Genomic DNA, 25,115 nt, shown 5'->3' on the forward strand with positions numbered 1-25,115 from the left:
TATGAAAAAATTTATCCTTTACACCAGCTATCATAAACCCGGGGCTTTCCTCTCTGCCTCGTCCATCGTCCCGTTACATGTGGGTAAGGCCAACAGTCTGAACACACTCTGTTGTGAGGGGGATGACCGCGGGGAGAATATCTCCTACAAAAATCCGTTTTACTGTGAGCTGACGGCACAATACTGGGCCTGGAAGAACGGGGAGCCTTCGGAGTATGTCGGTTTTATGCATTACCGGCGTCATCTCAACTTTTCTGAACATCAGGATTACGCGGAGGATAACTGGGGGGTCGTGGTTCAGCCAGAGATAAACGCGGCCTACGAGAAAAAATTTCAGCTAACGGATGCAGGGATTGAACGCTGTCTGCAGCAGGCAGATATCGTGTTACCTAAAGTCTGGTCGGTATTAAAGGCCGGTAGCAAAAATAACTATATTCATTACGGCGCAAGTGAAGATCTGCATATTGCAGATTATGACCTGGCACTCGCCACACTCTATGAGCTATACCCCGACTACAGGCCGGAGGCGGAAACGTTTAATCAGGCGGACTGCGGGTATTACACCAATATGTTTGTCATGAAGCGCGAATTATTTAATGAATATTCCGAATGGCTATTCTCCATCCTTGAGCAACTGGAGAAAAAAATTTCTTTCAGAAACTATAGTGCCAGTGAACAACGTGTTATCGGGCATATTGCCGAGCGGCTGTTTAATATTTTTATTTTACACAAAAGAAAACAGCAACCGGAACTCGTTATCAAAGAAGTGCAGCGTACTTTTATTTCTAAAGAAACATTTAACGGGAAGATCCCACCCGCATTTTCCGGGCCATCGGTACCTGTAGTTATCTGTTTTGACGATAATTACAGTATCTCCGGTGCTGCACTGATTAACTCTTTGTTAAAGAATGCGAATGACCAGAGGAACTATGACATTGTTATTCTGGAAAACGGCATCTCCACCCTCAACAAGCAAAGATTATACAGTCTGGTAAAAGATAAGAAAAGTTTTAGTTTGCGTTTTTTTGATATTAATACCTTTGCCGAACTGAGTGAGGTCCATATCCGTGGACATTTTACCTCTGCGACCTATGCCAGGCTGTTTATACCCCGTCTTTTCTCTCTCTACGATAAAGTCTTATTTATCGATGCGGATACGGTAACGGAAGAGGATGTCGGAAACGTCTATGACACAGACCTGGGGGATCATCTGGTGGCGGCAGTGCGGGATATTGTCATGGAGGGGTTTGTTAAATTTGGCGCTATCTCTGACTCTTCTGATGGGCAAATGCCGGCACGGAAGTATCTGCTAAAAACTCTGGGTATGACCCGGACGGAGAATTATTTTCAGGCAGGTATTATTCTCTTTAATATCAGTCAGATGGTAAAAGAGAACACCTTTCATTCCCTGATGGAAGCCATGAAATCGAAGCGTTACTGGTTCCTGGATCAGGACATTATGAATAAGGTGTTTTATGACCGGGTCTTTTATTTACCGCTGGAATGGAATGTCTATCACGGTAATGGAAATACTCATGATTTTTTCCCGAACCTGTGTTTTTCAACCTATATGGAATTTCTTTCTGCCCGTCAGCATCCGAAATTGATCCATTATGCCGGAGAAAATAAGCCCTGGAATACAAATAAGGTCGACTTCTACGATAATTTTGAGAAATACCTTACCGGAACCCCCTGGCAGCGGGAGCTTTATTTACGGCTGGCGGGGAATGCGGTGCCGGAATCACACCTGAAAGTGATGCCCTCCGGACAACAGGTATTGCTTCTGCAGACGCGGATAAAAAGAAAAATAATGCCTTTACTTAACCGTTATGCCCCGACAGGGAGTCCGCGTCGGAACTTCCTGATTAAGTATTATTATGCTATCCGCAGACGGATCCTGGGGTGAATAATGAATAATAAAAAACATATTCTTATCGTGGGCGCCGGACTGACCGGTGCCGTTATCGCCCGGGAACTGGCTGAAGCAGGGCATGCTGTCCGTATTATCGACAGCCGTTCACATATCGCAGGTAATTGCTACAGTGAACGGGATGCCCGGACAGGTATTATGGTCCATACCTATGGACCCCATATATTTCACACCGATAATCAGACGGTCTGGGATTATATTCACCGCTTTTGTACCATGATGCCGTATATTAACCGGGTCAAGGCGACTGCGGCCGGACAGGTCTTTTCACTGCCAATTAACCTGCATACGATTAACCAGTTTTTTCATACCACCTGTTCACCGGTACAGGCAAAAGCGTTAATCGACAGTAAAAGTGATAAATCGCTGACTGATCCGCAAAATTTTGAACAACAGGCATTACGTTTTATTGGCCGGGAGCTCTATCAGACCTTTTTTAAGGGTTATACCATTAAGCAATGGGGCATCTCACCTTCCGCATTACCGGCAGCCATCCTGAAACGGCTGCCGGTCAGATTTACCTACGATGATAATTATTTCAGCCACCGGTATCAGGGAATGCCGCGTGACGGTTATACGGCTCTGGCAGCGGCAATACTGGACCACCCGCTGATCACGGTAGAACTCAACCGCTCTTTTCAGACGGAAGACCGGGCGTCCTGTGATCATCTGTTTTTTACCGGCCCGCTGGATGCCTATTATCAGTTTGCCTATGGCCGTCTCGGCTACCGGACACTGGACTTTGAGAAATTCTACGATGAGGGAGAGTTCCAGGGGACTGCGGTGATGAATTACTGCGATCAGGATATTCCTTTCACGCGCATTACCGAACATAAGTATTTCTCTCCGTGGGAGACCCATCAGGGATCCGTTTGTTACCGGGAATACAGCCGGCAGTCTGAGCCCGGTGATATCCCGTATTACCCGGTGCGGCAGGTGGATGAGAAAACGATGCTGGCCCGCTATGTCGCGCTGGCCGGCCAGGAAACAGGGGTGACCTTTGCCGGACGCCTTGCGACATACCGCTATCTCGATATGGATATCACGATTGCAGAAGCCCTGGCTGCGGCCGGCCGGTATCTCGGATGCCTGCGCGATGCGACCCCGATGCCGGCGTTTGTCGTGGATATGACATGAAAATGACGCCACTGATAGTGACCTATAACCGGCTGGAGAAACTGCAGAAGAGTCTGGCCGCGACCCTGGCGTTACCGTTTGATTCGATAGTGGTCATCGATAATGATTCGACTGACGGGACCCGGGAGTGGCTGAAGGCACAGAGCGATCCGCGCCTGCATTGTTGTTTCAGTCCGGTGAACAGTGGCGGGGCAGGGGGATTCTCCCGGGGTGTGGCTTATATTGCGGAGAATCTCACGACCGATTGGGTTGTATTTTACGATGATGATGCGTGGCCGGATCCCTCTTTTATTGATAATTTTTCCCGTATCGTCGACGGCAGGTATGAGCTCTATTGTGCCAGAGTGTTGTCAGCCGAGGGCCGTCTCTGCCCGATGAATGTGCCCTGGTCGGCCCCTCAGGACACATTCTTCGCTGCGATACACTCTCTGGTAAATAAACATGCGTTTATCCCGGATCCGGATACCCCCGGCGGGGTATGCACATTCTCGTTTGTCGGGGCGATTGTCAGCTCACGGCTGATCCGTGAGAGTGGTGACTTAATAGAGAAAGATTTCTTTATTTACTTTGACGATGTCTGTTACTCCTGGCGACTGTTTTCTCAGGGGAACCCGATCCTCTATCATCCTGAACTGATCATGCATCATGATGTCCCTTCTGCGGTGAGTGACCTTCCTGCCTGGAAGCATTATTACCTGCTGAGAAATTTATTAGTTTTCCGGCGCCTCAGGGATTGTCCCCCTCTTTTTGGCCGGACCGCCACAGCCCTGCGCATAGCGCATAGCCTGCTGAGGGCAATGAAAAGTCCGCAACGCCTGTACTGCTTACGATTACTGGTTAAGGCTGTCTGGCACGCCTTTTCCGGTAAGCGGCCGATGCCCGGGAAGCCTGGCTTATGAAGACGATATGTTATTTCGTTAACTCAGACTGGTATTTCGACCTTCACTGGCTGGCGCGTGCGCTTTCCGCCAAACATCATGGCTATGAAGTTCATATTATTACCCGTATTTCAGAAGAGAAATACCTGCGGCGCTTCACCGAACTGGGTCTCTGCTGTCATTCTCTGCCGATAAAAGAACGCTCCTGTAATATTTTCGGCTTCATTGCTGCGCTGGTGTCATCGGCTCTGCTGTTACGGCGAATCAAACCTGCCTTAATTCATGCGGTGACGATTAAACCGGTGATCATCGGCGGACTCTATGCACGGCTGTTCTCTGTCCCTTTTGTCGCAAATATTGCCGGTCTGGGGCGGGTGTTCCAGCCCGGGAACTGGCTGTACCGGCGTCTGAAAAAAGCAGTTTGCCTGTGCTATTCCGTTATTTTTGCAAACCCCCGCAGTCGGATTATTTTTGAACACCACGATGATCTGCTGGAGTTTCAGCGGAATGTGACGTTTTCAGTCGGCAGGGCGTCGGTCATCGATGGCTGTGGTGTCGATGTGGAACAATATGCCTTTAGCGAAGAGGAGGCCTGCGACCCGCCAATCGTGTTGTTTGCCAGCAGGATGCTGCATAAAAAAGGGCTCGCAGCACTGGTGCGTATTAAACAGCAGCTTGCCCGGGAAGATGTTTATTTTACCCTGCGGGTGGCCGGGATCATGGTAGCGGATGATCCGGATGCCATTGCGTTAACGGACATCACCCGCTGGGCCGCCGCGGGGGATATTGAGTGGCTGGGTACCTGTAATAATATGGAAGTACTGCTGGGGAGTGCCAGTATCGTCGCCTTACCCACCTTATATCCGGAAGGTGTGCCGCGCATATTAATTGAAGGCGCTGCGAAGGGAAGAGCATGTATTGCTTATAACAGTGGCGGTTGTAACAGTATTGTTATTAATAATGTTAACGGATTCCTGATCAGTCGCGGCGATGAAGATGAGTTTTGCCGTCAGTTGAAAGTGCTGATCGGGGATAGAGAATTACGCCAGCAGATGGGACTGCAGGGACGGGCGCTGGTTCTGGATAAATTTTCAGCGGCACAGGTGATCACTAACACCCTGAATATCTACCGGATATTGATGGTGCCGTAGTGTTATCGCCCCTGTCGGCAGTACGGGCATAGCACTGATACGGGGCTGCCCGCGGGCTCTGAAGCACCGCACAGGTGGTTTGTTGTTCGATTTGTGCTGATTTACTGGAGTTAATGACGCGGTGCTGTTAGTTTTAATTTCAAATTTTCTTAATTATAAGTAAATTAAGGGTTCAACAAAATTTGTACCCTGAGTCTTCAGACAGGAGAAAGTGATGTCCAAGCAACAAATCGGTGTCGTAGGTATGGCGGTAATGGGCCGTAACCTCGCCCTGAATATTGAGAGTCGTGGTTATACCGTCTCTGTATTTAACCGTTCACGTGAAAAAACAGACGAAGTCATTGCTGAAAACCCGGGTAAAAAACTCGCGCCTTACTACAGTGTCGAAGAGTTTGTTGAGTCCCTGGAAAAGCCACGTCGTATTCTGCTGATGGTACAGGCCGGTGAAGCAACTGATAAAACTATCGCTTCCCTGACTCCGCATCTGGATAAAGGCGATATTCTTATCGATGGCGGCAACACCTTCTATAAAGATACCATTCGTCGTAACAAAGAGCTGTCTGAGCAGGGCTTTAATTTCATCGGTACCGGTGTATCCGGCGGTGAGGAAGGGGCGCTGAAAGGTCCATCCATCATGCCTGGCGGTCAGAAAGAAGCTTACCAGCTGGTTGCGCCTATCCTGGATCAGATTGCTGCCCGTGCCGAAGGTGAAGCCTGTGTGGCTTACATCGGTCCGAACGGTGCCGGTCACTACGTGAAAATGGTCCATAACGGTATCGAATACGGCGATATGCAGCTGATTGCAGAAGCCTACTCATTACTGAAAGGTGCCTTAGGCCTGAGCAACGAGCAACTGGCTGAAACCTTCAGCGAGTGGAATACCGGTGAACTGAACAGCTACCTGATCGACATCACCAAAGATATCTTCACCAAGAAAGATGACGAAGGTAACTACCTGGTCGACGTTATTCTGGATGAAGCGGCCAACAAAGGCACCGGTAAATGGACCAGCCAGAGCTCTCTGGACTTAGGTGAGCCTCTGTCGCTGATCACAGAATCAGTTTTTGCCCGTTACCTCTCTTCTCTGAAAACTCAGCGTGTTGCAGCCTCTAAAGTCCTGAGCGGCCCGGTAGCGAAAACCGTCACCGAAGACAGCGCCGGCTTTATCGAAAAAGTCCGTCGTGCCCTGTACCTGGGTAAAATTGTGTCTTACGCACAAGGCTTCTCTCAGTTGCGCGCTGCGTCTGAACAATATGACTGGGATCTGCAGTACGGTGAAATTGCAAAAATCTTCCGTGCCGGTTGTATCATCCGTGCCCAGTTCCTGCAGAAAATCACCGATGCTTACGCAGAAAACGCGGAAATCGCAAACCTGCTGCTGGCACCGTACTTTAAAAACATCGCTGATGAATACCAGCAGGCGCTGCGTGATGTTGTTGCGTATGCTGTACAGAACGGTATTCCAACGCCAACCTTCTCTGCCGCTATCGCTTACTACGACAGCTACCGTTCAGAAGTCCTGCCAGCTAACCTGATCCAGGCGCAGCGTGACTATTTCGGTGCACATACCTATAAGCGTATCGACAAAGACGGCGTTTTCCACACTGAGTGGTTAGATTAATTTCAGCGACGTGAGTCTGAAATCTGCAATAACCCGGGGCCAGTCCCCGGGTTTTTTTATCGGCCGTGGCGCCATAACCTGCCGTCCCTGCTTTTTCACGACAATACCAGGATTTTTTAATTACCTTTCAGTGTGAGTTATCCGAAATCGCCTGCCTCTGCGGGACCTGCCGGTCGCACAGACCCTGTAAATGTGATGCCGGATCCCGATTTTATGACCGCAGAATATGCACCGGACACCGGAAAAGGTATTGTATGCGCAACCAGGCATAGTGCCGTCTTAATGTCCTGGCTAACGGAGGACAGGAGTCCCGGGGGACAAGGCATCAGCAGAGGAGAAACTCATGTCGGAACCAAAGGTCACGGCGATAATCACAACGTTCAATGCCGCACACTATATCGCTGAAACACTCCACACCATTACATCACAAAGCTTACAAGCGTTGCAGATTATCATCGTTGATGATGCCTCCACCGATAATACTGTCGCCATTCTCCGTGAGCATTGTGCGACGGATGAACGGGTGACAATACTGGTGAATGAGGAAAACCGGGGGGCGGGTTATTCACGTAACCGGGCTTTCCCTCTCGCGACAGGAGAGTTTGTGATCTTCCTGGATGATGATGACCTCTGTGCAAACGATATGCTGGAACAGGCCTATGGTCACGCAGTCTCTGCCGGCGCTGATGTGGTGGTCTTTCGCAGCGATAATCTGGATAGTCTGACACAGCAACGGACACCCGCAGCATGGACCATCCAGGCAGAGTCATTGCCGCTCTCCCGCACCTTTACCGCGTTTGAAACGCGTGGAAATTTTTTCCGGACTTTTATCTGGTGGGCCTGGGACAAACTGATCCGTCGTGATCTGATCCTGCGTTCAGGTTTACAGTTTCAGGAAATCCGTACCAGTAATGATTTATTCTTTGTTTGTGCATTGTTACTGCAGGCCGGGGCGATCTCCGTCTGTGACGCGACACTGATTAGCCATCGGGATAACCGCGCAGGGTCGTTATCGAATACCCGCGAGCTCTCCTATGACTGCTCACTACAGGCTATCCGTGCCCTCTATCATCATCTGAACGAGCAGCCGGTTTACCAGCCATTACACCGGGATTTCCTTAATTACAGTATCGATTTCCTCAGCTGGAGCCTGTCGACGTTGAAACACTGGCCGGCCTATTCGGATTTTTACCGGCAGATCCGCACGTTTTACCAGCAAATTCCGCCGGTACCGGCGGCAGAGATCGAATCAGAATACCTTGAGGCCTGTTATCAGGATCTGAGCTGCGGGGACCCCGAAACCACGCTGATGAAACTGAAATGCCGGCTGGAGCAGGATCTCCGTCATCATATGACCTGCGGGGCCGAACAACGGCAGCAACGACTGGTTTTACAGCAGCAGTTAACCGAAGCAGAGCGTGCCGTTTCTGAACAGGCGGAACAGGTGGCACAAAATCACCGGATGGCTGCGGAAATTGAGCGTTTACAACAGCAGGCCGCCGGCCAGCAACTTCATGTCAGCGAGTTACAGGCCTTAAATGAACAGTATCAGCAGGAGCGGGCACAGAGGCCGACGACCATTGCCGGGAAGTTATGTTCGTTGCTGGGAGGCCGCAGGAAGTAAGGCTCCCTGCGACATCTCCGGCGGAACTCAGGGAACCAGCAGGGGACCTTCACGGCCGGCTTTTCCGCCGGCCAGACGGACGACCAGCAGGCCTGCGGTTGCAAAGCGCACCCAGTGACGCGCATAGAGCAGCCCGTCCTGCCGGCAAACCAGGGGGGTCAGCTGGTCAGTGATCGGGTCGAGAATTTCTGCCACCACCTCGCCGGCATGGATCCACTCGCCGGGTTGGCGGGTATAAAGGATGACACCGGCATGCGGTGCTGTCAGATATTCGCAACCCGCCAGGTCCGCTTTTAACGGGGCAGGCACCGCGGGGAGGGGCGGAAAGTCTCCGGCAATGTATCCCAGTGCGGTCAGACCATTGAGGATAGCCCGGGCATCTTCACGGGCCTGATCATGGCTGACATCCCGGGCACCGCGCAGCTCCAGTGTGACAGGCTTCAGCGCTGCCGGTAACGGATAAGCCGCGCCGAAGCGCTGATGAAGCGTATACCAGGGTTCGGCACAGGCTTCGTCAAAAGGTTCACCGCCGGAAATATCCGCAATCAATGCCGTACGGCAACCCAGATAGTGACCCAATACCGACACTTCCGGCCAGGCCTGCGGCGTTGTATAAAGGTGGGCAACCGCCTCCCAGTCACAATGGATATCGATCATCAGGTCAGCCTTGCAGGCCATACGCATCAGTATTGCCCGTTGTGACTGCAGTTCGGTGGCCGGGATGTAATCATCGAAATACCGGTCAATCGCCTCACGGATCACGCGCTTATTGGCGCTGACATCCTGGCTCAGTGCCGGGCCGGCGATCGCCGCCAGCGACTCACCGATAGCCGGAAACTGGCGGTTAAAGTCCTGACCGGACAGACTATCAAAACGTCCCAGAGGCTGCCCCTGTAACTGCTGAGAAAATCCGATAGGGTTGGCGACCGGGACCAGGGTAAATTTCGCCCGTAATTGTCCCTGACTTTCCAGCGCACTGAGTGCATGTTTCAGGTACCAGGCGACCGCCACGCCGGGCAGTTCATCGCTGTGCAAAGCGGCCTGAATGTATACCTGTTGCTGATCATCATGACCGAATTCATAACTGACTATCTGTCGTTCAGTGCCGAACGTCGTGGATAATATCCGGGAGTTGTGTTGTTGCATAGCGTGCGGATCCTGGCTCAGGGGGTAATAGCGGACAGACTGCGAAACAAGGGGGCTGACAGTAACACCGGGGGGAGCCCCCGGTGACAGAACGAATTACTTCACAGAAATATCGGTGGTGAAGTATTTTTTCTGAAGTTTATCAAAGGTGCCGTCGGCTTTGATTTTTGCATAAGCATCATCAAGTGCGGTCCGCAGTTCAGTATCGCCTTTACGCAGACCAATCGCGGTGCCCGGGCCGATGATCGGGTCTTCCACAGCCGGTCCGGATAATTCAAAGCCTTTTCCGGCCGGGGATTTCAAAAAGCCGATCCCGGCCTGTGCACCGTCGGTGAATTCTGCATCAATACGGCCAGCCACGAGATCATTTTCAACCTGCGCCTGGTCACCGTAAGGAACGACATTGACGCCATAAGGCTGCCATTTCAGTCGTGCATAACGCTCCTGAACCGTGCCCTGTTCGACGCCGACGGATTTGCCTTTCAGGGATTCAGCCGTGGGTAACAGACCCGATCCTTTCCGTGCGACCAGCATCACCGGGGTGTTATACACCGGTACGGTAAAGTCGATCTGTTTCAGACGTTCAGCAGTGACCCCCATATCGGACAAAATAGCGTCAAACTTACGGGCTTTCAGCGCGGGGATCATCCCGTCGAACTCATTTTCAACCCAGACACACTTCACATCCATCTGTTTGCACAGGGCGTTACCCAAATCGATATCGAAGCCAACCAGTTTTCCGTCAGCGGTTTTCGACTCGAACGGCGGATAGGTCGGGTCTACCGCAAAGCGAACCTGAGTGAGTGCTGCCTGACTCAGTAACGGGGTTCCGGCCAGCAGCGCGGTGAACAATGACAGGCGTAACTTACGGGTGAACGTCATAATTTGCTATTTCCTGATTATTTTGATGTTGTAATAAATGAGCCCTCCCTGTACCGGGAGGTTTTATTGCGAAGCGGTGACACTCCGCGCCCTGCCAAAAGGCTGTTTCAGGCAGACAGGGGTTAATCTACCAATAATTACGGTCTTGTGACAGAACTGCGCGGTAACTATCTGTATTCCGGTTCACGGCAGGGAGTCCCGTGCGCTGTCGCCCGGCAACCGGTGTTCAGGAGCGGCATGGGAATCCCAGCCATTGCAGGACAGAGGGGCGGCCGGGTGAGTCAGGGGTCTCCGGGAAGCGCAGGGATGCGGATAAGAAAAAAGGCCGTGGCGGGGATACCGTCACGGCCTGTCGTCACCGCCGGCTCCGCCACCGTGCGGGGCGGAAGGGCAGGCAGGGATTATTTCTTCTGATGACGATCGCGCAGATTATTGATCACTGCACTCAGATCCAGATCCTGATCCTGTAGCAGTACCAGCAGATGATAGATCAGATCAGAGGCTTCATTGGTCAGTTCGAAACGATCATTCACCGTGGCAGCCAGTGCGGTCTCAACACCTTCTTCACCGACTTTCTGGGCAATACGTTTGGTGCCGCGGGCATACAGACTGGCTGTGTAAGAACTGTCAGGGTCGGCCGACTTACGGCTCGCCAGCAGTTGTTCCAGCTGGTAGAGGAATCCCCAGTCGCTGGATGCCGGTGAAAAGCAGCTGGAGGTCCCGGTATGACAGGTCGGACCGATCGGGTTCGCCAGAATCAGCAGACTGTCGTTGTCACAGTCCGGCGTAATGCTTTCAACCTGCAGGAAATGCCCGGAAGATTCGCCTTTAGTCCACAGACGCCCTTTGGTACGTGACCAGAAAGTCACTTTACCGCTGCTCAGTGTCTGCTCCAGTGCCTGGGCATTCATGTAACCCAGCATCAGCACTTCGCCGGAAACTTTGTGCTGAATGACCGCAGGGATCATTCCTTCTGTTTTTTCCCAGTCAAGCCGGGAGAGTTGTTCTGCCGTTAACACGCACGGATCTCCACACTGTTGGATTGCAGAAACGTTTTCAGCTCTGCAATATTAATGAGTTGCTTATGAAATACGGAGGCCGCAAGCGCGCCATCGATATTCGTTTCCCGGAAGGCCTCCAGGAAGTGTTGCATCGTCCCGGCTCCGCCGGAGGCGATCAGCGGAACATGGCAGAGTTCACGGACCGCTTTTAACTGCTTCAGGTCATAACCGTTACGCACGCCATCCTGGTTCATCATATTCAGGACGATTTCACCGGCACCCCGTTTCTGCACTTCCTGTACCCAGTCGGTGGTCTGCCATTGGGTCACTCGGGTCCGTGACTCGTCGCCGGTATACTGGTTTACCTGGTACAGGCCGGTATTTTCATCATACCAGGTATCAATGCCGACCACGATGCACTGAACCCCAAAGCGGTCCGCCAGACGGGTGATTAGCTCAGGATCGGCGAGGGCCGGTGAATTAATCGAAATCTTATCCGCCCCGAAGGAGAGGATTTGGGCCGCATCTTCCACGGACTTAATCCCGCCGGCCACGCAGAACGGGATATCGATCACCTCGGCGACCCGTGATACCCAGCTCTTGTCCACGACGCGGTCATCCGAAGAGGCGGTGATATCATAAAACACCAGCTCATCGGCACCTTCTTCCGCATAACGTTTTGCCAGTGGCACGATCTCGCCGATGATTTCGTGGTTACGGAACTGTACCCCTTTGACCACCTGACCGTCACGTACATCCAGACAAGGTATTATCCGTTTTGCCAGCATGCGATAGCCTCCGTCACTGTAAATTTACCTTCGAGCAGTGCACGACCGACGATCACACCGCGGACACCGCTGTTACGTAATGCGGCAATATCTTCCAGTGAACCGATGCCACCGGATGACTGAAAGGCAATCTCCGGGTACTTCGCGGTGATTTCCTGATAAAGCGCAACGTTAGAGCCGGCCAGTGTGCCGTCACGCGAAATATCGGTACAGAGCACATGTTTCAGCCCGACCGACTGATAGTCTTCGATCACCTGTTCCAGCGTGACACCGGCGGCTTCCTGCCAGCCGCTGATAGCCACTTCTTTACGCTGGTGTTCATCAATACGGATATCCAGTGCCAGCACGATCGCATCCGGTCCGAACTCGGCAAACCATTGCCTGACTTCTTCCGGCTGTTTTACCGCCGTGGACCCGACTACTACACGTGCAGCGCCTGCACCGAGCAGTGCGGCAACATCTTCACGACTGCGGATCCCGCCGCCCACCTGAACCGGGGCCGGAACCCCGGCCAGCAGAGTTTTCAGCAACGGGATCTGACGTGCCGCCGGATCTTTCGCACCGGTTAAGTCCACCAGATGCAACACCTGAGCGCCTTCCTGCTGGTAGGCCTGTAAACGTGGCAGCGGATCATTGCCGTAATCGCGTTGCTGTGCGTAATCTCCCTGGTGAAGACGAACGACTTTACCTTCTATTAAATCGAGTGCGGGGATAATCATTACATCTCCAGGAAATTTTTAATTAACTGTGCGCCCGCTTTGCCTGAACGCTCGGGATGGAACTGAACACCGTAGAAGTTATCCTGCTGTACGGCCGCCGAGAACGGCTGGCCATAATCACACTGTGCGATGGTCGCGCCGGTCACCGGCATTGCATAACTGTGTACGAAGTAGAAATAGCTTTCCGGTGGAATATTACGGAACAACGGATGGCCGGCATGGGCCGTCAGCTGGTTCCAGCCCATATGGGGCAGGGGCAGAGAACCTGTCTCCATCAGTGATACCGGTGCATGGATGATATCCAGCGTATCAATACCGGTAGACTCTTCACTGCGTTGGGCCAGCAGTTGCATCCCGAGGCAGATACCCAGCACCGGCTGGGTACAGTTACGGATAAGTTCGACAAGCTCACGCTCACGCAACTGATCCATCGCTGCTCTGGCGGTACCTACGCCCGGCAGAAACAGTTTGTCGGCATTCAGCACGATGTTTTTATCGCGGCTGACGACCGGCTGATAGCCGAGCCGTTCGATGGCCCACTTTACGGATGACAGATTAGCGCACCCGGTATCAAGAATAACCACATCCATTACAGAACCCCTTTTGAGCTCGGCAGTGTGTTCCCGTTCACCTGAATAGCCTGACGAAGCGTACGGCCAAAGGCTTTAAACAGACTCTCGGCACGGTGATGATCGTTATGTCCCTTGGTTTTCAGGTGCAGGGTACAGGCCATGCTATAGGAGAGGGAACGGAAGAAGTGTTCGATCATCTCGGTACTGAGGTCACCGACACGCTGGAAGTTAAACTCAGCTTTATAGACCAGGTAAGGACGACCTGAGATATCCAGCGCACAACGTGCCTGACACTCATCCATCGGCAACACGAAGCCGAAACGGCCGATGCCACGTTTATCACCCAGCGCTTTCAGTAAGGCTTCACCCAATGCCAGACCGGTATCTTCAACCGTATGGTGATCGTCAATGTAGAGGTCGCCTTTAACATCGATATTCATCCGTAAGCCGGCGTGAGTAGCAATCTGATCCAGCATATGGTCAAAAAAGCCGACACCGGTACTGATTTTGCTTTCACCTTCCCGGTCCAGCCAGACTTCGGCGGTAATACGGGTCTCTTTGGTATTACGCTGGACCAGAGCGTGACGATCTTTACGGGTCAGGCGATCGGCGATGGCAGGCCAGAAATTCTCTTCTTCAGCGTAACGAATGCCTTTGATGCCCATATTTTCGGCAAGCGTAATATCGGTCTGGCGGTCGCCGATGACATAGCTGTGTTCTTTATCCAGCACACCGGCCTGCAGCCATGGTGCAACCAGTTTTGTCGCCGGTTTACGGCAGTCACAGTGGTCTTCCGGTTTGTGCGGGCAGATCAGTACCTCATCAAAGGCGATCCCCTGCGAGGTAAAGATCTGCATCATCAGGTTGTGGGGGCCGTCGAAATCCGCTTGCGGAAAACTCTCTGTACCCAGACCGTCCTGATTGGTGATCATCACCAGCCGGTAACCGGCAGCCTGCAGGCGCAGCAGCGCCGGGACGACGCCTGGCTCGAAGGCCAGTTTATCCATACGATCGACCTGAAAGTCTTCAGGGGGTTCAGAAATCAGGGTGCCGTCACGGTCGATAAAAAGGGTTTTCTGGCTCATGCTTGCTCCGCCAAAGTCAGGTTATTCAGGGCAGTGATCAGGGTCTCACATTCCTGACGGGTACCGATTGAAATTCGTAAACATCCCGCCAGGCCGGGGTTTTTATTCTGATCACGTAAAATGATCCCCTGGTCCCACAGTGCACGGAAGATGCGCGGGGAGTCGGTAAATTTAGCCAGCAGATAGTTGGCATGGCTTGGATACACCTGCTCTGTCAGCGGGGAGGCCTGTAACTGCTGCAACAACCATTCGCGGGTGCTGTTAAGTTCCGCCACATGCCGACGCATTTCAGCCAGTCCCTGCTCGCTCAGAGCACTGGCGGCAATCTCAGCCACCGGGGTAGAGAGCGGATAGGGGGCGATGACTTTTAGCAGCAGTTCGATCACTTCCCGGTTTGCCAGAGTGAAACCGCAACGCAGGCCTGCCAGCGCAAATGCTTTCGACAGTGTGCGCAAAATCACCAGGTTAGGGAATTCATCCAGCCAGCTGACCAGCGACGCCTCAGGGCAGAAATCGATATAGGCTTCATCGGCGATCACCAGGGCCTTTCCTGCCGTGGCCGTCAGAAGCTGACGGATATCGTCCGGGTTGACCAGGTTGCCGGTCGGGTTATTCGGGCTGCACAGATAAATCAGTTTTACGCCGTCCAGTTGAGACAGGATGGCAGGCAGATTGAGTTGCCAGTCATCGAGGGAGCGGACGGTCAGTGTTTCAATGGCCAGAGTTTCCGCACTGACGCTATACATACCGTAGGTCGGCGGACAGAACATCACTTTATCCTGACCCGGTTCGCAGAAGGCGCGCATAAGGAGTTCGATACCCTCGTCGGCCCCGCGGCTGACCAGCACCTGGTCTTTATTCAGTCCGCAGTAAGCGGCATATCGCTCAATCACCCGGGCCGGCTGACATTCCGGATAGCGGTTCAGGGTCTGCTGGGTAAAATTAAAGGGGACAGCCAGCGGATATTCATTCGCATTCAGCCATACATCCCCGTTGCCGCCCAGGCGTCTTGCGGACTGGTAAGGCGTTAGCTCCCGCACATTTTTGCGGGCGAGTTGCCCGATAGAACCTGTCATACATTATCCTCCAGCGCTTTCACCCGTAATGTCACGGCATTTTTGTGCGCATCGAGCCGCTCAGCCGCTGCCAGTTCTTCAATCGCCGGAGCCAGGGATAAAAATCCTGCCGGAGACAGTTCCTGTATAGTCATTCGTTTCTGAAAATCGGCCAGCCCGAGACTCGAATAGGTGGCGGTATACCCGTAAGTGGGTAAGACATGGTTGGTCCCGGAGGCATAGTCCCCGGCAGATTCCGGGGACCAGTCGCCCAGGAACACCGAGCCGGCACTGGTAATCTGCTCAACCCATTGGCGGGCATCACGGGTCTGAATGATCAGATGCTCAGGGCCATACTGATTAGAAATAGTGATGCATTGTGCCAGGTCATCGGCCACGATCAGCCGGCTGCTTTCCAGAGCCTGCCGTGCGGTCTCTGCACGAGGCAACAGGGTCAGCTGGGCAGTTATTTCGTCAGCTACCTGCTGCGCCAGTGTCGCTGACGGCGTCAGCAGAACCACCTGTGAGTCCGGACCGTGCTCTGCCTGAGACAGCAGATCAGAGGCAACAAAGGCAGGGGTTGCCTGTTCATCGGCAATGACCAGCACTTCTGACGGCCCGGCCGGCATATCGATGGCCGCACCCTCCAGCCGCTGACTGACCTGACGTTTGGCTTCGGTCACCCAGGCGTTACCCGGCCCGAAAATTTTATCAACTTTTGGTACGCTATCGGTCCCGAAGGCCATCGCGCCGATGGCCTGTGCACCACCGACCTGAAAGACTTCGGTCACACCGCACAGACGCGCTGCGTACAGGATCTCGTCGGCAATCGGTGGCGGTGAACAGAGCACGACTTTTTCACACCCGGCAATCCGTGCCGGCGTCGCCAGCATCAGGACGGTAGAAAACAGTGGCGCTGAGCCGCCCGGAATATAAAGACCGACCGAGCGGATAGGGCGGGTAACCTGCTGGCAACGGACGCCAGGCCGGGTTTCGATATCCACGCCCGGAAACACCTGCGCCTGATGAAATGCGTCGATATTAGCGACTGCCGTCTGCATCGCCGATTTCAGGGATCCACTGACCCGGGCTACCGCGGCATCGATGTCGGCTGCACTGACGGCAATCGTTTCGGGGCTCACCTTATCAAACTGCGCGCTGAACTGGCGTAACGCCTCATCCCCGCGGGTAAACACCTGGTCGAGAACATGCTGTACGGTCTGGCTGATGGTGTCTGAAGAAGCCAGTGCAGGACGTTTCAGTAAAGCCTGTTGCTCGTCGGCAGAACACTCATTCCAGCGAATAATAGTGTCGAAGCGGCTCATCTCTTACTCCATCATTTTTTCGATCGGCAGAACAAGGATGGAACTGGCTCCCAGAGATTTCAGTTTTTCCATCGTTTCCCAGAACAGGGTCTCGCTGCTGACCATATGCATGGCCACCCGCGCCTGATCGCCTGCCAGTGGCAGTACGGTCGGACGCTCTGCGCCAGGCATCAGGGCAATCACTTCTTCCAGACGCTCAGACGGTGCATGCAGCATAATGTACTTGGACTCGCGGGCTTTAATGACGCCCTGGATACGGGTCAGCAGTTTATCGATCAGATACTGTTTTTCTTCCGGCATTTCGCCTTCACGCTGGATCAGCACCGCTTTGGAGCGATAAATCACATCCACTTCGCGCAGGCCATTGGCTTCCAGGGTCGCTCCGGTAGACACCAGGTCACAGATAGCATCCGCCAGACCGGCACGGGGAGCGACTTCGACCGAGCCATTCAGCATACAGGGTTTAAAAGAGAGGTTTTTGCTATCGAAGTAGCGTTTCAGCAGGTGCGGATAGGAGGTGGCGATGCGTTTATTGTCCAGACATTCCGGGCCGGTGTATCCGGCATCGGCCGGCATCGCCAGTGATAAGCGGCAGCCCCCGAAATCAAGACGACGCAGAGTGGTGTAACCGGCATTTTCGCCCTGAGCCTGGCGGGTCAGTAACTCTTCTTCCAGCACGTTTTCGCCGATAATCCCTAAATCAACGACACCGTCCATTACCAGGCCCGGAATATCGTCATCGCGTACCCGCAGAATATCGATAGGCATATTTTCAGCGAAGGCAATCAGGCGCTGTTGTTGCAGATTGATTTTAATGCCGCAACGGCTAAGCAGTTCTCTGGAGTCATCACTCAGACGGCCTGATTTCTGCATTGCGATACGGATACGTTTGTTATCTAACATCTGTCCTGTCCTCTGCTTATTTTTTCCTGTACGGAATTTATTATTCTGAAACTTTTGTCCATAAAAAAACCCCGGAAGAAATCTTCCGGGGTTTTTTTATGCGTCCAAACCACTGGAAGATCTTTTCGTCTCCCAGCACACATCGCCTGAAAGACTAGTCAGGGTGATGGTGATGATGGTGGTTAATCTGGACGCTATTCATAAAATATTCCGACGTATATTGATTTGATTGTCTGCCAATTAACCTAACCAAAATAGTGGCGACTGGCAACCCTTTTTTCGGCCTGACAATCATAAATTTCTTAATAAATTTATACTGGCCTGAAAACGGTCACAGGCATAAGATCACCGCTGACTCTTGCGGTATCGGACAGGACAATATAAAGGCAGACTTATGACGAAAAAAGTAGCAATTGTCGGCCTGGGCTGGCTGGGGATGCCTCTGGCCCGGACGCTGATCGGACGTGGCTGGCAGGTGACGGGCAGTAAGACGACTGCAGATGGCGTGCAGGCGGCACAGGCAAGCGGCATTCCGGCCAGTCTGCTGACGCTGGACCCGGAGCCGAAGTGTGACCCTGATGATTTAGCCGAACTGCTGGATGTGGATGCCCTGGTGGTGACGTTACCGGCGCGGCGGACGGTCGATACCAGTGAGCAATATCTTCAGGCGGTGCAGAATATTGTTGATATGGCCCTGGCCCGGCAGGTCCGGCATATTATTTTCACCAGTTCTACCTCGGTCTACGGTAATCTGCAGGGTGAGGCTTCCGAAGACAGCCCTATGCATCCGGTGACCCCGGCCGGTGAATCTCTGGTGCGGCTGGAACAATGGCTCCATGATTTACCCAGGACGACGGTGGATATACTGCGTCTTGCGGGGCTGGTGGGGCCGGGGAGACATCCGGGACGCTTTCTGGCAGGGAAAACCGGGCTGAGTCATGGCAACCAGGGGGTCAACCTGGTTCACCTGGAGGATGTTATTTCCGCGATTGTGCTGCTGCTCGAACATCCTGCGCAGGGAACCGTCTATAATCTCTGTGCTGAGGGCCATCCATCCCGGGAAGAATATTACTCCCGACTTGCGGCCCACGCCGGCTGGACCCCGCCGGTCTTTGACGGCGAACCGGCCACCGACGCAGGAAAAGCGGTCAACGGGCAGCGGATCTGCCGCGAACGGGGTTTCCGCTATCAATGGCCGGACCCTTACGACATGCCATTTACTCAGGGGTAAGCCGAAGATTTGCCATAATTGCCCGGATAACGGTGATAATCTCTTGTGTTAGCGGGTATTTTTAGGCAGAATGCGCGCCTGCAAATTTGAGAATAACCGATGCCTTTTTCCGGCGTCGGTTATTTTTTTTGCATATTTAGTTATAAAACAAACCTACGGGGCCGGACGTTTTCCGGAGAGATATACATTAGATACACGCTATGGCGTGAGTTAGAGGAAATTTTGATGGGGCTTTTCACCACTTCACCAGCGATGTCTGGTGCACGCTTTCGCGACGACTACGGCGCGACGCGCACGATGATAACTTCATACTCACCTTTCTGCGTTCTGCGGAATATCCCTGTGGCACAATCACGCACGATTGTTACTGTAGGGGACATGAATCATGCAAACTAATCCCTCTGCTGCACCTAAGCGCGCTAACCTGAAAAAAACATTAACGCTGCTTCCTGTGATCATGATCGGTCTGGCGTATATGCAGCCGATGACCCTGTTTGATACCTTTGGTATCGTGTCGGGACTGACCAGTGGTCACGTTGCGACCGCGTATATCTTTGCGACTATCGCAATTCTGTTTACTGCACTGAGTTACGGTAAACTGGTTCGTCGTTTCCCGTCGGCCGGTTCTGCGTACACTTATGCACAAAAATCCATCAGTCCGCATGTCGGATTTATGGTCGGCTGGTCCTCGCTGCTGGACTACCTGTTTATGCCAATGATTAATATTCTGCTGGCAAAAAGTTATTTTGAATCCCTGCTGCCGGGCATCCCTTCATGGATCTTCGTGGTACTGCTGGTGGTATTTATGACCGTGACTAACCTGAAAGGGATTAAAACGGTTGCCAACTTCAACAGTATTATCGTTGTGCTGCAGATTGCGGTGATGGTCGCGATTGTCGGACTGATTATCTACGGCGTCAGCCACGGTATTGGCGCAGGAACCTTAACCAGCACCAAACCGTTCTGGTCTTCGGATGCACATGTGGTACCGATGATCACCGGGGCGACGATACTCTGCTTCTCCTTCCTGGGCTTTGATGGTCTGAGCTCATTGTCTGAAGAGACGAAAGATGCAGAACGTACCATCCCGCGTGCGATTTTCATGACGGCACTGATTGGTGGTGTACTGTTTGTTGCGGTGTCTTACTTCCTGCAACTGTACTTCCCGGACATCTCTCGTTTTAAAGACCCGGATTCCTCACAGCCTGAAATCATGCTGTATGTTGCGGGCAGAACGTTCCAGTTCGGTATCCTGATCTTCTCCTGTGTGACCGTACTGGCCTCAGGAATGGCGGCCCATGCCGGGGTTTCACGTCTGATGTATGTGATGGGACGTGACGGTGTGTTCCCGAACCGTTTCTTTGGTCATATCTCACACAAATGGTCTACCCCGACCTATAACGTGCTGCTGGTCGGTGCCATTGCATTACTGGCGATCAATTTTGACCTGGTCACCGCGACTGCGCTGATTAACTTTGGTGCTCTGGTGGCGTTTACTTTCGTTAACCTGTCTGTGATTTCACAGTTCTGGATCCGTGAGAAACGTAACAAGACACTGAACGACCACTTCCAGTATCTGGTGCTGCCGGTTCTGGGGGCACTGACGGTCGGAGCGCTGTGGCTGAACCTGGAAGAAAGCTCGATGATCCTCGGTCTGATCTGGGCGGCTATCGGTATTATCTACCTGGCATTTGTGACCCGGGCCTTCCGTAAGCCGGTGCCTCAGTACAGCGAAGAAGGGTTATAATCCTCCGCTGCACGCGTCACTGATCAAGCCCTGTCAGGTTTCCTGACAGGGCTTTTTTTATGGGCATGGCTTAAACCGATGGCGGGTGAGGCCGTACGCAACTGCCCCGGGGCATCATCAATCCCCGTTTCCTGCCGTTACTTTCGTAAATCAAAGAATAAATCAGCCTGTATCGCGGGGCATTTTAAGCAGTGAATACCAGGATTGTGCCAGTGACCGGGCGGACGAAGTTATACCAGCAATCGCGGCCTTCGGACCGGGGGATAAATGAACCCGACGGTCATCCTCATGGCAAAACGACTCTCAGGCAGACGATACGAGGGTTGTGCTAGTGATCGCGCGGACGAAGCTATACCAGCAGCCGCGGCCTTCGGACCGGGGGATAAATGAACCCGACGGTCATCCTCGTGGCAAAACGACTCTCAGATCGCCAGAAACCGGAATAAACGGGCCGCACAGGAGCGGGGCGGCCCGCGATATCAGCTCAGCAGTGTTTCGGCATACCGATAGAGGGATTTCAGCAGGGACTGCTTACGCTCATCATCGGCATAGAGGCTGGCGAGTTGTTCAAGCTCACCGATATAGTGCTCCACCCGCGCCGGGTTCAGTGTTTCACGACGATGTTCCAGCCAGCATTGCTGCTCACCATGATCGAGGGTTCCCGGAAAATTACGGGCACGGTAACGGAATAGCAGCGGCAGAATACGCTTATCGTCAAAAGTGATGTCCAGGGCCGGCAGATTCCCGGGTTCGGTGCCACGGACGATATTCATCGCCTGCCGGTCGGCATCACTGAAGAAACCGTCATATAACTGCGCATCCACATCCTGAGAGGGTTCAAATTCACGCCCCTCCGCAAAGATAGTGACGACTTTTTCACGGATGTCGGCATGCTGCCGCAGCAGCGCCAGATTATCCAGACAGAACTGGCGATCGATCCCCAGCCGTGCGGCATCCTCCGGACGCAAGGTGCTGGCCGGTGCCAGCACCGGGCACTTATTAATATGGACCAGTTTTAACGGGACCGGCGGCAGGTCTCCCCGTTGTTCCCGCGGGGTATACATACGCTCGCGCAGTTCATCCGCACTCTCCTGTAATAATGGCTGAATATCACCGGCCAGGTCGAGGGTGATCAGTGCATTCCGGTTATCCGGATGCCATGCCAGTGGCACAATCCAGCTGGTATTGCCACGGGCAGCACCGAACATTCCGGAGACATGCACCAACGGTTTCATCTGCGGAATATCGATAAGCGTCTGCAGCTTATTTTTATTGCGGTGGAGATAGAGGAAATCGAACAGTTTTGGCTGCTTTTCGCGGACCAGTTTTGCCATTGCCAGGGTGGCATACACATCAGACATGGCGTCATGGGCTTGTTCGTGGCTGACATTGTTCGCTTTGGTCAGATGTTCCAGCCGGAATGAAGGAAAACCTTCTTCATTTTCGGGCCAGACAATTCCTTCCGGGCGCAATGCATAGCAGGCACGCATAACGTCCAGTAAATCCCAGCGCGAATTACCGTTCTGCCAGCTCCAGGCATACGGGTCGTAGAAGTTACGGTAGAAAATATTGCGCGTGACTTCATCATCGAAGCGCACATTGTTATAGCCGACCACGCAGGTGCCTGGCTCACTGAACAGGGCATGAATACGTTGCGCGAACTCAGCCTCACTGACGCCCTGTGCCATCGCATGTTGTGGCGTAATACCTGTGATCATCACCGCTTCGGGCTGAGGAAGGTAGTCATCGGCAGGCCGGCAGTAAAAGACTTCAGGTTCACCGATGATATTGAATTCTGCATCCGTGCGGATACCAGCAAACTGCGCAGGGCGATCCAGCGCCGGATGCTTACCGAAGGTCTCATAATCGTGAAAAAGGAAGGTAGGCTGTACATCTTTATTCTTCATGCTTTACCGTCCTGTCTTTTACACATAATTTCAGTTGATTCAACTGGGGGTATTTACATACGTTCAATTTTTCTGCCTTGTTCATTCCTGTACATCCCCGGGGCCTCGGGACTGGCGACCGGCTAATCTGTCTGCTCGTGATTTACCCGGAAGTGACGACGTCACCGGCTAATCCGTGCAGGCAGGCTGACCCTCTGTCAGCAGATATGAAGAGGGTACAGATACCTGCGTGGTCAGCGCAAGGATATCACCAAAAGGGGGGATCAATTTCAGTTTCCGTGTCAAAGGGCAGGGAAATTACCTGTTGCTGAATGCCAAAATACGACAAGGTCGTTGATGATGATTTTGCTATGAAAGAGAAGCGGCTGAAGGGGCAGTGGAGCATGTCTCATTTTGTGCCAAAGTACTTCGCTGTATTTGACATCGTTGTAATTATAGTTATGATCAGATCATAACATAATGGAAGCCGATATGGAAAGAGATGAAGGGTTAGACTACTTACTTTCACTACATGGCTCCACAGTGTACCGGGATGATGGTTATTGGTGGAAAATTGAAGCCCGGGAAGTTAAGCCAGCATCATTTATTCCGCATGGGATCAGGTATAGCTTAACACTGCACGACCAATACAATACCCGCGTCTACGGTATAGACAATGCTCATGGTATAAAAACTCCTAAAAAAGGGCACTATTCAGGAAGAGTAGTTTACGACCATAGGCATCGTACTCCACACGATAAAGGATTCCCGTACGAATTTTTGTCAGCAGCGCAGCTTCTTGAGGACTTCTTCAGGGAGGCAGAAGAAGTCGTCGCACTACGAGAAAATCGAGGTTAAAAAATATGAAAGCTCTTATTGGTGTTATGCCTGAAGAGCACATCCGTCAAAGGATGCTTGCTATAGTTAAAGGCGAGTACAAGCCTGAGCCGGGAGAGCCCCTGCTATGGTTTACCTCTGTAAATGCACTGGCTCAGGTGTTAAGTAATGAGAACATTGAGTTACTACAGCTTATGGATGCCCGGAAGCCAGAAACCATCACTGAGCTTGCCGAAATGAGCGGACGACAGAAAAGTAACTTATCGGTTACCTTAAAAACTCTTAGTTCAAGAGGCTTCGTTCGCCTTGAGAAGCAGGGTAAAAGCGTAAAACCGGTGGCGCTTTTCACTGATTTCGAGATACAAATAAAACAAGAGCTTAAGATAAAATTCGCGGCTAAAGCAGCTGCCTGATTTTACTAAATCTTCGTTAAGCCACCTCAGGGTGGCTTTTTGCTTTCCGGGTTGCTGATTTTGTTACTTACCTGCGTCGTAATCAGATCTTTATTTCTGATGGCATCCGCGTCAATTTGTTTCCCCTTCAAAAGCAGCTCCATCAGATTTTCCATCCTTTCTCATTTGCGATTGAGGTCGCTATCACCAAAAGGGGTTATCATTTTCTGTTTCCGTTTCAAAAGGCAGAGAAAATTTCGGCCCATGAGCATTGGCCGGTATGGGTTCAGAGGTGAACGTACCGGCTCCGGAAAGCAGCAGAGTTTTCTCCTTTACCCAACCCGCAGGCACGACGCTCCCGCCGGCCCCCGGAGTTTTGCGATAGGCGTGCTCAGAAATCGGTTCGTTCAGCATCCGCCTCGTTGATTTCCCGGATCACTTTACAGGGGTTACCAACGGCAACCACATTGGGGGGAATATCGCGGGAGACCACACTCCCGGCACCGATGATTGCACCGTCTCCGATAGTGACTCCGGGCAGAACCGAGCTCCCGGCACCAATCCAGACATTATTTCCGAGCGTGATTGGTTTGGCATATTCCAGTCCGGCATTTCTTCGTGCACTGTCCAGCGGGTGTCCGGCGGTATACAGGCCGACATTCGGGGCAATAAACACATGGTCGCCGCACCTCACTTCTGCACCGTCCAGGATCACCAGATTGTGATTCGCATAGAAGTGGTCGCCGAGGTGTATATTGCTGCCATAGTCGCAGAAGAAAGGCGGTTCAATACAGGGGCTTTGACCGACACTGCCGGTGATTTCCTGCAGAAGGGCCGGGCGCTGCGCCGGAGCCGCCTGGTTATAGCGCATACAGAGGGCCTTTGCCGCTTCCCGGCGTGTGATGATTTCTGCATCATAATTCGGGTCATAAAGCTGGCCATCCGGAACCCCGGTAATGTTATTTATCTTCGTCATACGCTCTCCTGAGCAGAAAAGGCTGTTCTGAGGCTAAGCATTTTCAACCGTACAGGCTATGTTTCTGACAGGAATTTACATTTCACCGGCGACTATCAGTCTTAGCATAATCCTGATTTCCTGATTTCCTGATTTCCTGATTTCCTGATTTCCTGACTTTCTGACTTTCTGACTTTCTGACTTTCTGACTTTCTGACTTTCTGACTTTCTGACTTTCTGACTTTCTGAC

At 52.5% G+C, this 25,115-nt stretch carries 23 protein-coding genes and 1 other annotated feature; of the genes, 10 read left to right on the forward strand and 13 right to left on the reverse strand.

Annotated elements, in window-relative coordinates:
- The first annotated feature begins 1 nt into the window (after window position 1).
- From JK223_RS13700 to JK223_RS13725, 6 genes are all read left to right on the forward strand, one after another.
- A complete protein-coding gene (locus JK223_RS13700; RefSeq protein ID WP_212714728.1) occupies window positions 2–1,906 on the forward strand; it encodes a DUF4422 domain-containing protein in 1,905 nt (634 codons plus the stop codon).
- A 3-nt stretch (window positions 1,907–1,909) separates the two neighbouring features.
- Window positions 1,910–3,067, forward strand: coding sequence for a UDP-galactopyranose mutase (gene glf, locus JK223_RS13705; RefSeq protein WP_212714729.1), 1,158 nt, complete (start codon window positions 1,910–1,912; stop codon window positions 3,065–3,067).
- Complete coding sequence (locus tag JK223_RS13710; protein ID WP_212714730.1) at window positions 3,064–3,966, forward strand: glycosyltransferase; 903 nt, start codon at window positions 3,064–3,066, stop codon at window positions 3,964–3,966. Before glf ends, JK223_RS13710 begins: the two co-directional genes overlap by 4 nt.
- Entirely contained in the window at window positions 3,963–5,096 is a 1,134-nt protein-coding gene (locus JK223_RS13715; protein ID WP_212714731.1) for a glycosyltransferase family 4 protein, read from the forward strand. The genes JK223_RS13710 and JK223_RS13715 overlap by 4 nt, the downstream gene beginning before the upstream one ends.
- 214 nt (window positions 5,097–5,310) lie before the next feature.
- Window positions 5,311–6,717, forward strand: coding sequence for an NADP-dependent phosphogluconate dehydrogenase (gndA, locus tag JK223_RS13720; protein WP_212714732.1), 1,407 nt, complete (start codon window positions 5,311–5,313; stop codon window positions 6,715–6,717).
- Between the two features lie 343 nt (window positions 6,718–7,060).
- Window positions 7,061–8,341 carry a glycosyltransferase family 2 protein gene (locus JK223_RS13725; RefSeq protein WP_212714733.1) on the forward strand — a complete coding sequence of 427 codons (1,281 nt, stop codon included), beginning with the start codon at window positions 7,061–7,063 and terminating at the stop codon, window positions 8,339–8,341.
- Between the two features lie 27 nt (window positions 8,342–8,368).
- Here the strand turns inward: JK223_RS13725 and JK223_RS13730 are convergent, their stop codons facing one another.
- From JK223_RS13730 to hisG, 10 genes are all read right to left on the reverse strand, one after another.
- Window positions 8,369–9,487 carry a succinylglutamate desuccinylase/aspartoacylase family protein gene (locus tag JK223_RS13730; protein WP_212714734.1) on the reverse strand — a complete coding sequence of 373 codons (1,119 nt, stop codon included), beginning with the start codon at window positions 9,485–9,487 and terminating at the stop codon, window positions 8,369–8,371.
- 96 nt (window positions 9,488–9,583) lie between these two features.
- Complete coding sequence (locus tag JK223_RS13735; RefSeq protein ID WP_249213620.1) at window positions 9,584–10,369, reverse strand: ABC transporter substrate-binding protein; 786 nt, start codon at window positions 10,367–10,369, stop codon at window positions 9,584–9,586.
- Window positions 10,370–10,770: 401 nt separating this feature from the next.
- The gene (gene hisIE, locus JK223_RS13740) at window positions 10,771–11,388 is read right to left on the reverse strand and encodes a bifunctional phosphoribosyl-AMP cyclohydrolase/phosphoribosyl-ATP diphosphatase HisIE (protein WP_212714735.1); all 618 of its coding nucleotides are present in this window, start codon (window positions 11,386–11,388) and stop codon (window positions 10,771–10,773) included.
- On the reverse strand, window positions 11,382–12,158 hold the full coding sequence (hisF, locus tag JK223_RS13745; RefSeq protein ID WP_212714736.1) for an imidazole glycerol phosphate synthase subunit HisF: 777 nt from the start codon (window positions 12,156–12,158) through the stop codon (window positions 11,382–11,384). The genes hisIE and hisF overlap by 7 nt, the downstream gene beginning before the upstream one ends.
- Entirely contained in the window at window positions 12,140–12,877 is a 738-nt protein-coding gene (hisA, locus tag JK223_RS13750; RefSeq protein WP_212714737.1) for a 1-(5-phosphoribosyl)-5-[(5-phosphoribosylamino)methylideneamino]imidazole-4-carboxamide isomerase, read from the reverse strand. Before hisA ends, hisF begins: the two co-directional genes overlap by 19 nt.
- On the reverse strand, window positions 12,877–13,467 hold the full coding sequence (gene hisH, locus JK223_RS13755; protein ID WP_212714738.1) for an imidazole glycerol phosphate synthase subunit HisH: 591 nt from the start codon (window positions 13,465–13,467) through the stop codon (window positions 12,877–12,879). The genes hisA and hisH overlap by 1 nt, the downstream gene beginning before the upstream one ends.
- A complete protein-coding gene (gene hisB / locus JK223_RS13760) occupies window positions 13,467–14,534 on the reverse strand; it encodes a bifunctional histidinol-phosphatase/imidazoleglycerol-phosphate dehydratase HisB (protein ID WP_212714739.1) in 1,068 nt (355 codons plus the stop codon). The genes hisH and hisB overlap by 1 nt, the downstream gene beginning before the upstream one ends.
- The gene (gene hisC / locus JK223_RS13765; RefSeq protein WP_212714740.1) at window positions 14,531–15,610 is read right to left on the reverse strand and encodes a histidinol-phosphate transaminase; all 1,080 of its coding nucleotides are present in this window, start codon (window positions 15,608–15,610) and stop codon (window positions 14,531–14,533) included. The genes hisB and hisC overlap by 4 nt, the downstream gene beginning before the upstream one ends.
- Window positions 15,607–16,914, reverse strand: a complete 1,308-nt coding sequence (hisD, locus tag JK223_RS13770; protein ID WP_212714741.1) for a histidinol dehydrogenase — start codon at window positions 16,912–16,914, stop codon at window positions 15,607–15,609. Before hisD ends, hisC begins: the two co-directional genes overlap by 4 nt.
- Window positions 16,915–16,917: 3 nt before the next feature.
- Window positions 16,918–17,817: an ATP phosphoribosyltransferase gene (hisG, locus tag JK223_RS13775; RefSeq protein ID WP_025903437.1), complete on the reverse strand. Its 900-nt coding sequence runs from the start codon at window positions 17,815–17,817 to the stop codon at window positions 16,918–16,920.
- A gap of 60 nt (window positions 17,818–17,877) precedes the next feature.
- Window positions 17,878–17,996: a sequence feature (His leader region), on the reverse strand.
- A gap of 215 nt (window positions 17,997–18,211) precedes the next feature.
- On the opposite strand from hisG, the gene JK223_RS13780 reads away from it, so the two are divergent.
- The gene (locus tag JK223_RS13780; RefSeq protein ID WP_212714742.1) at window positions 18,212–19,048 is read left to right on the forward strand and encodes an SDR family oxidoreductase; all 837 of its coding nucleotides are present in this window, start codon (window positions 18,212–18,214) and stop codon (window positions 19,046–19,048) included.
- Between the two features lie 385 nt (window positions 19,049–19,433).
- Window positions 19,434–20,795: an APC family permease gene (locus tag JK223_RS13785; protein WP_212714743.1), complete on the forward strand. Its 1,362-nt coding sequence runs from the start codon at window positions 19,434–19,436 to the stop codon at window positions 20,793–20,795.
- A gap of 479 nt (window positions 20,796–21,274) precedes the next feature.
- Here the strand turns inward: JK223_RS13785 and sbcB are convergent, their stop codons facing one another.
- Window positions 21,275–22,702, reverse strand: a complete 1,428-nt coding sequence (gene sbcB / locus JK223_RS13790) for an exodeoxyribonuclease I (RefSeq protein WP_212714744.1) — start codon at window positions 22,700–22,702, stop codon at window positions 21,275–21,277.
- A gap of 471 nt (window positions 22,703–23,173) precedes the next feature.
- On the opposite strand from sbcB, the gene JK223_RS13795 reads away from it, so the two are divergent.
- Both JK223_RS13795 and JK223_RS13800 read left to right on the forward strand, forming a co-directional pair.
- Complete coding sequence (locus tag JK223_RS13795) at window positions 23,174–23,539, forward strand: DUF6516 family protein (protein WP_212714745.1); 366 nt, start codon at window positions 23,174–23,176, stop codon at window positions 23,537–23,539.
- Between the two features lie 5 nt (window positions 23,540–23,544).
- A complete protein-coding gene (locus tag JK223_RS13800) occupies window positions 23,545–23,931 on the forward strand; it encodes a helix-turn-helix domain-containing protein (protein ID WP_212714746.1) in 387 nt (128 codons plus the stop codon).
- Between the two features lie 26 nt (window positions 23,932–23,957).
- Here the strand turns inward: JK223_RS13800 and JK223_RS17075 are convergent, their stop codons facing one another.
- Both JK223_RS17075 and JK223_RS13805 read right to left on the reverse strand, forming a co-directional pair.
- Window positions 23,958–24,086, reverse strand: coding sequence for a hypothetical protein (locus JK223_RS17075; protein WP_256437181.1), 129 nt, complete (start codon window positions 24,084–24,086; stop codon window positions 23,958–23,960).
- A 215-nt stretch (window positions 24,087–24,301) separates the two neighbouring features.
- The gene (locus JK223_RS13805) at window positions 24,302–24,886 is read right to left on the reverse strand and encodes a sugar O-acetyltransferase (protein ID WP_212714747.1); all 585 of its coding nucleotides are present in this window, start codon (window positions 24,884–24,886) and stop codon (window positions 24,302–24,304) included.
- Window positions 24,887–25,115 lie beyond the last annotated feature (229 nt).

It is taken from the genome of Tatumella sp. JGM118 (genome assembly GCF_018257515.1).
Taxonomy (GTDB): domain Bacteria; phylum Pseudomonadota; class Gammaproteobacteria; order Enterobacterales; family Enterobacteriaceae; genus Tatumella; species Tatumella terrea.

What these genes read in the sequence shown, in the direction of transcription:
- hisB (WP_212714739.1), bottom strand. Translation starts at nt 14,534, where the DNA reads ATGAGCCAGAAAACCCTTTTTATCGACCGTGACGGCACCCTGATTTCT.
- hisF (WP_212714736.1), bottom strand. Translation starts at nt 12,158, where the DNA reads ATGCTGGCAAAACGGATAATACCTTGTCTGGATGTACGTGACGGTCAG.
- JK223_RS13710 (WP_212714730.1), top strand. Translation starts at nt 3,064, where the DNA reads ATGAAAATGACGCCACTGATAGTGACCTATAACCGGCTGGAGAAACTG.
- JK223_RS13715 (WP_212714731.1), top strand. Translation starts at nt 3,963, where the DNA reads ATGAAGACGATATGTTATTTCGTTAACTCAGACTGGTATTTCGACCTT.
- JK223_RS13700 (WP_212714728.1), top strand. Translation starts at nt 2, where the DNA reads ATGAAAAAATTTATCCTTTACACCAGCTATCATAAACCCGGGGCTTTC.
- JK223_RS17075 (WP_256437181.1), bottom strand. Translation starts at nt 24,086, where the DNA reads ATGGAAAATCTGATGGAGCTGCTTTTGAAGGGGAAACAAATTGACGCG.
- sbcB (WP_212714744.1), bottom strand. Translation starts at nt 22,702, where the DNA reads ATGAAGAATAAAGATGTACAGCCTACCTTCCTTTTTCACGATTATGAG.
- JK223_RS13735 (WP_249213620.1), bottom strand. Translation starts at nt 10,369, where the DNA reads ATGACGTTCACCCGTAAGTTACGCCTGTCATTGTTCACCGCGCTGCTG.
- hisA (WP_212714737.1), bottom strand. Translation starts at nt 12,877, where the DNA reads ATGATTATCCCCGCACTCGATTTAATAGAAGGTAAAGTCGTTCGTCTT.
- JK223_RS13800 (WP_212714746.1), top strand. Translation starts at nt 23,545, where the DNA reads ATGAAAGCTCTTATTGGTGTTATGCCTGAAGAGCACATCCGTCAAAGG.
- hisH (WP_212714738.1), bottom strand. Translation starts at nt 13,467, where the DNA reads ATGGATGTGGTTATTCTTGATACCGGGTGCGCTAATCTGTCATCCGTA.
- hisD (WP_212714741.1), bottom strand. Translation starts at nt 16,914, where the DNA reads ATGAGCCGCTTCGACACTATTATTCGCTGGAATGAGTGTTCTGCCGAC.
- JK223_RS13785 (WP_212714743.1), top strand. Translation starts at nt 19,434, where the DNA reads ATGCAAACTAATCCCTCTGCTGCACCTAAGCGCGCTAACCTGAAAAAA.
- JK223_RS13725 (WP_212714733.1), top strand. Translation starts at nt 7,061, where the DNA reads ATGTCGGAACCAAAGGTCACGGCGATAATCACAACGTTCAATGCCGCA.
- JK223_RS13805 (WP_212714747.1), bottom strand. Translation starts at nt 24,886, where the DNA reads ATGACGAAGATAAATAACATTACCGGGGTTCCGGATGGCCAGCTTTAT.
- JK223_RS13730 (WP_212714734.1), bottom strand. Translation starts at nt 9,487, where the DNA reads ATGCAACAACACAACTCCCGGATATTATCCACGACGTTCGGCACTGAA.
- JK223_RS13780 (WP_212714742.1), top strand. Translation starts at nt 18,212, where the DNA reads ATGACGAAAAAAGTAGCAATTGTCGGCCTGGGCTGGCTGGGGATGCCT.
- JK223_RS13795 (WP_212714745.1), top strand. Translation starts at nt 23,174, where the DNA reads ATGGAAAGAGATGAAGGGTTAGACTACTTACTTTCACTACATGGCTCC.
- gndA (WP_212714732.1), top strand. Translation starts at nt 5,311, where the DNA reads ATGTCCAAGCAACAAATCGGTGTCGTAGGTATGGCGGTAATGGGCCGT.
- hisC (WP_212714740.1), bottom strand. Translation starts at nt 15,610, where the DNA reads ATGACAGGTTCTATCGGGCAACTCGCCCGCAAAAATGTGCGGGAGCTA.
- hisG (WP_025903437.1), bottom strand. Translation starts at nt 17,817, where the DNA reads ATGTTAGATAACAAACGTATCCGTATCGCAATGCAGAAATCAGGCCGT.
- glf (WP_212714729.1), top strand. Translation starts at nt 1,910, where the DNA reads ATGAATAATAAAAAACATATTCTTATCGTGGGCGCCGGACTGACCGGT.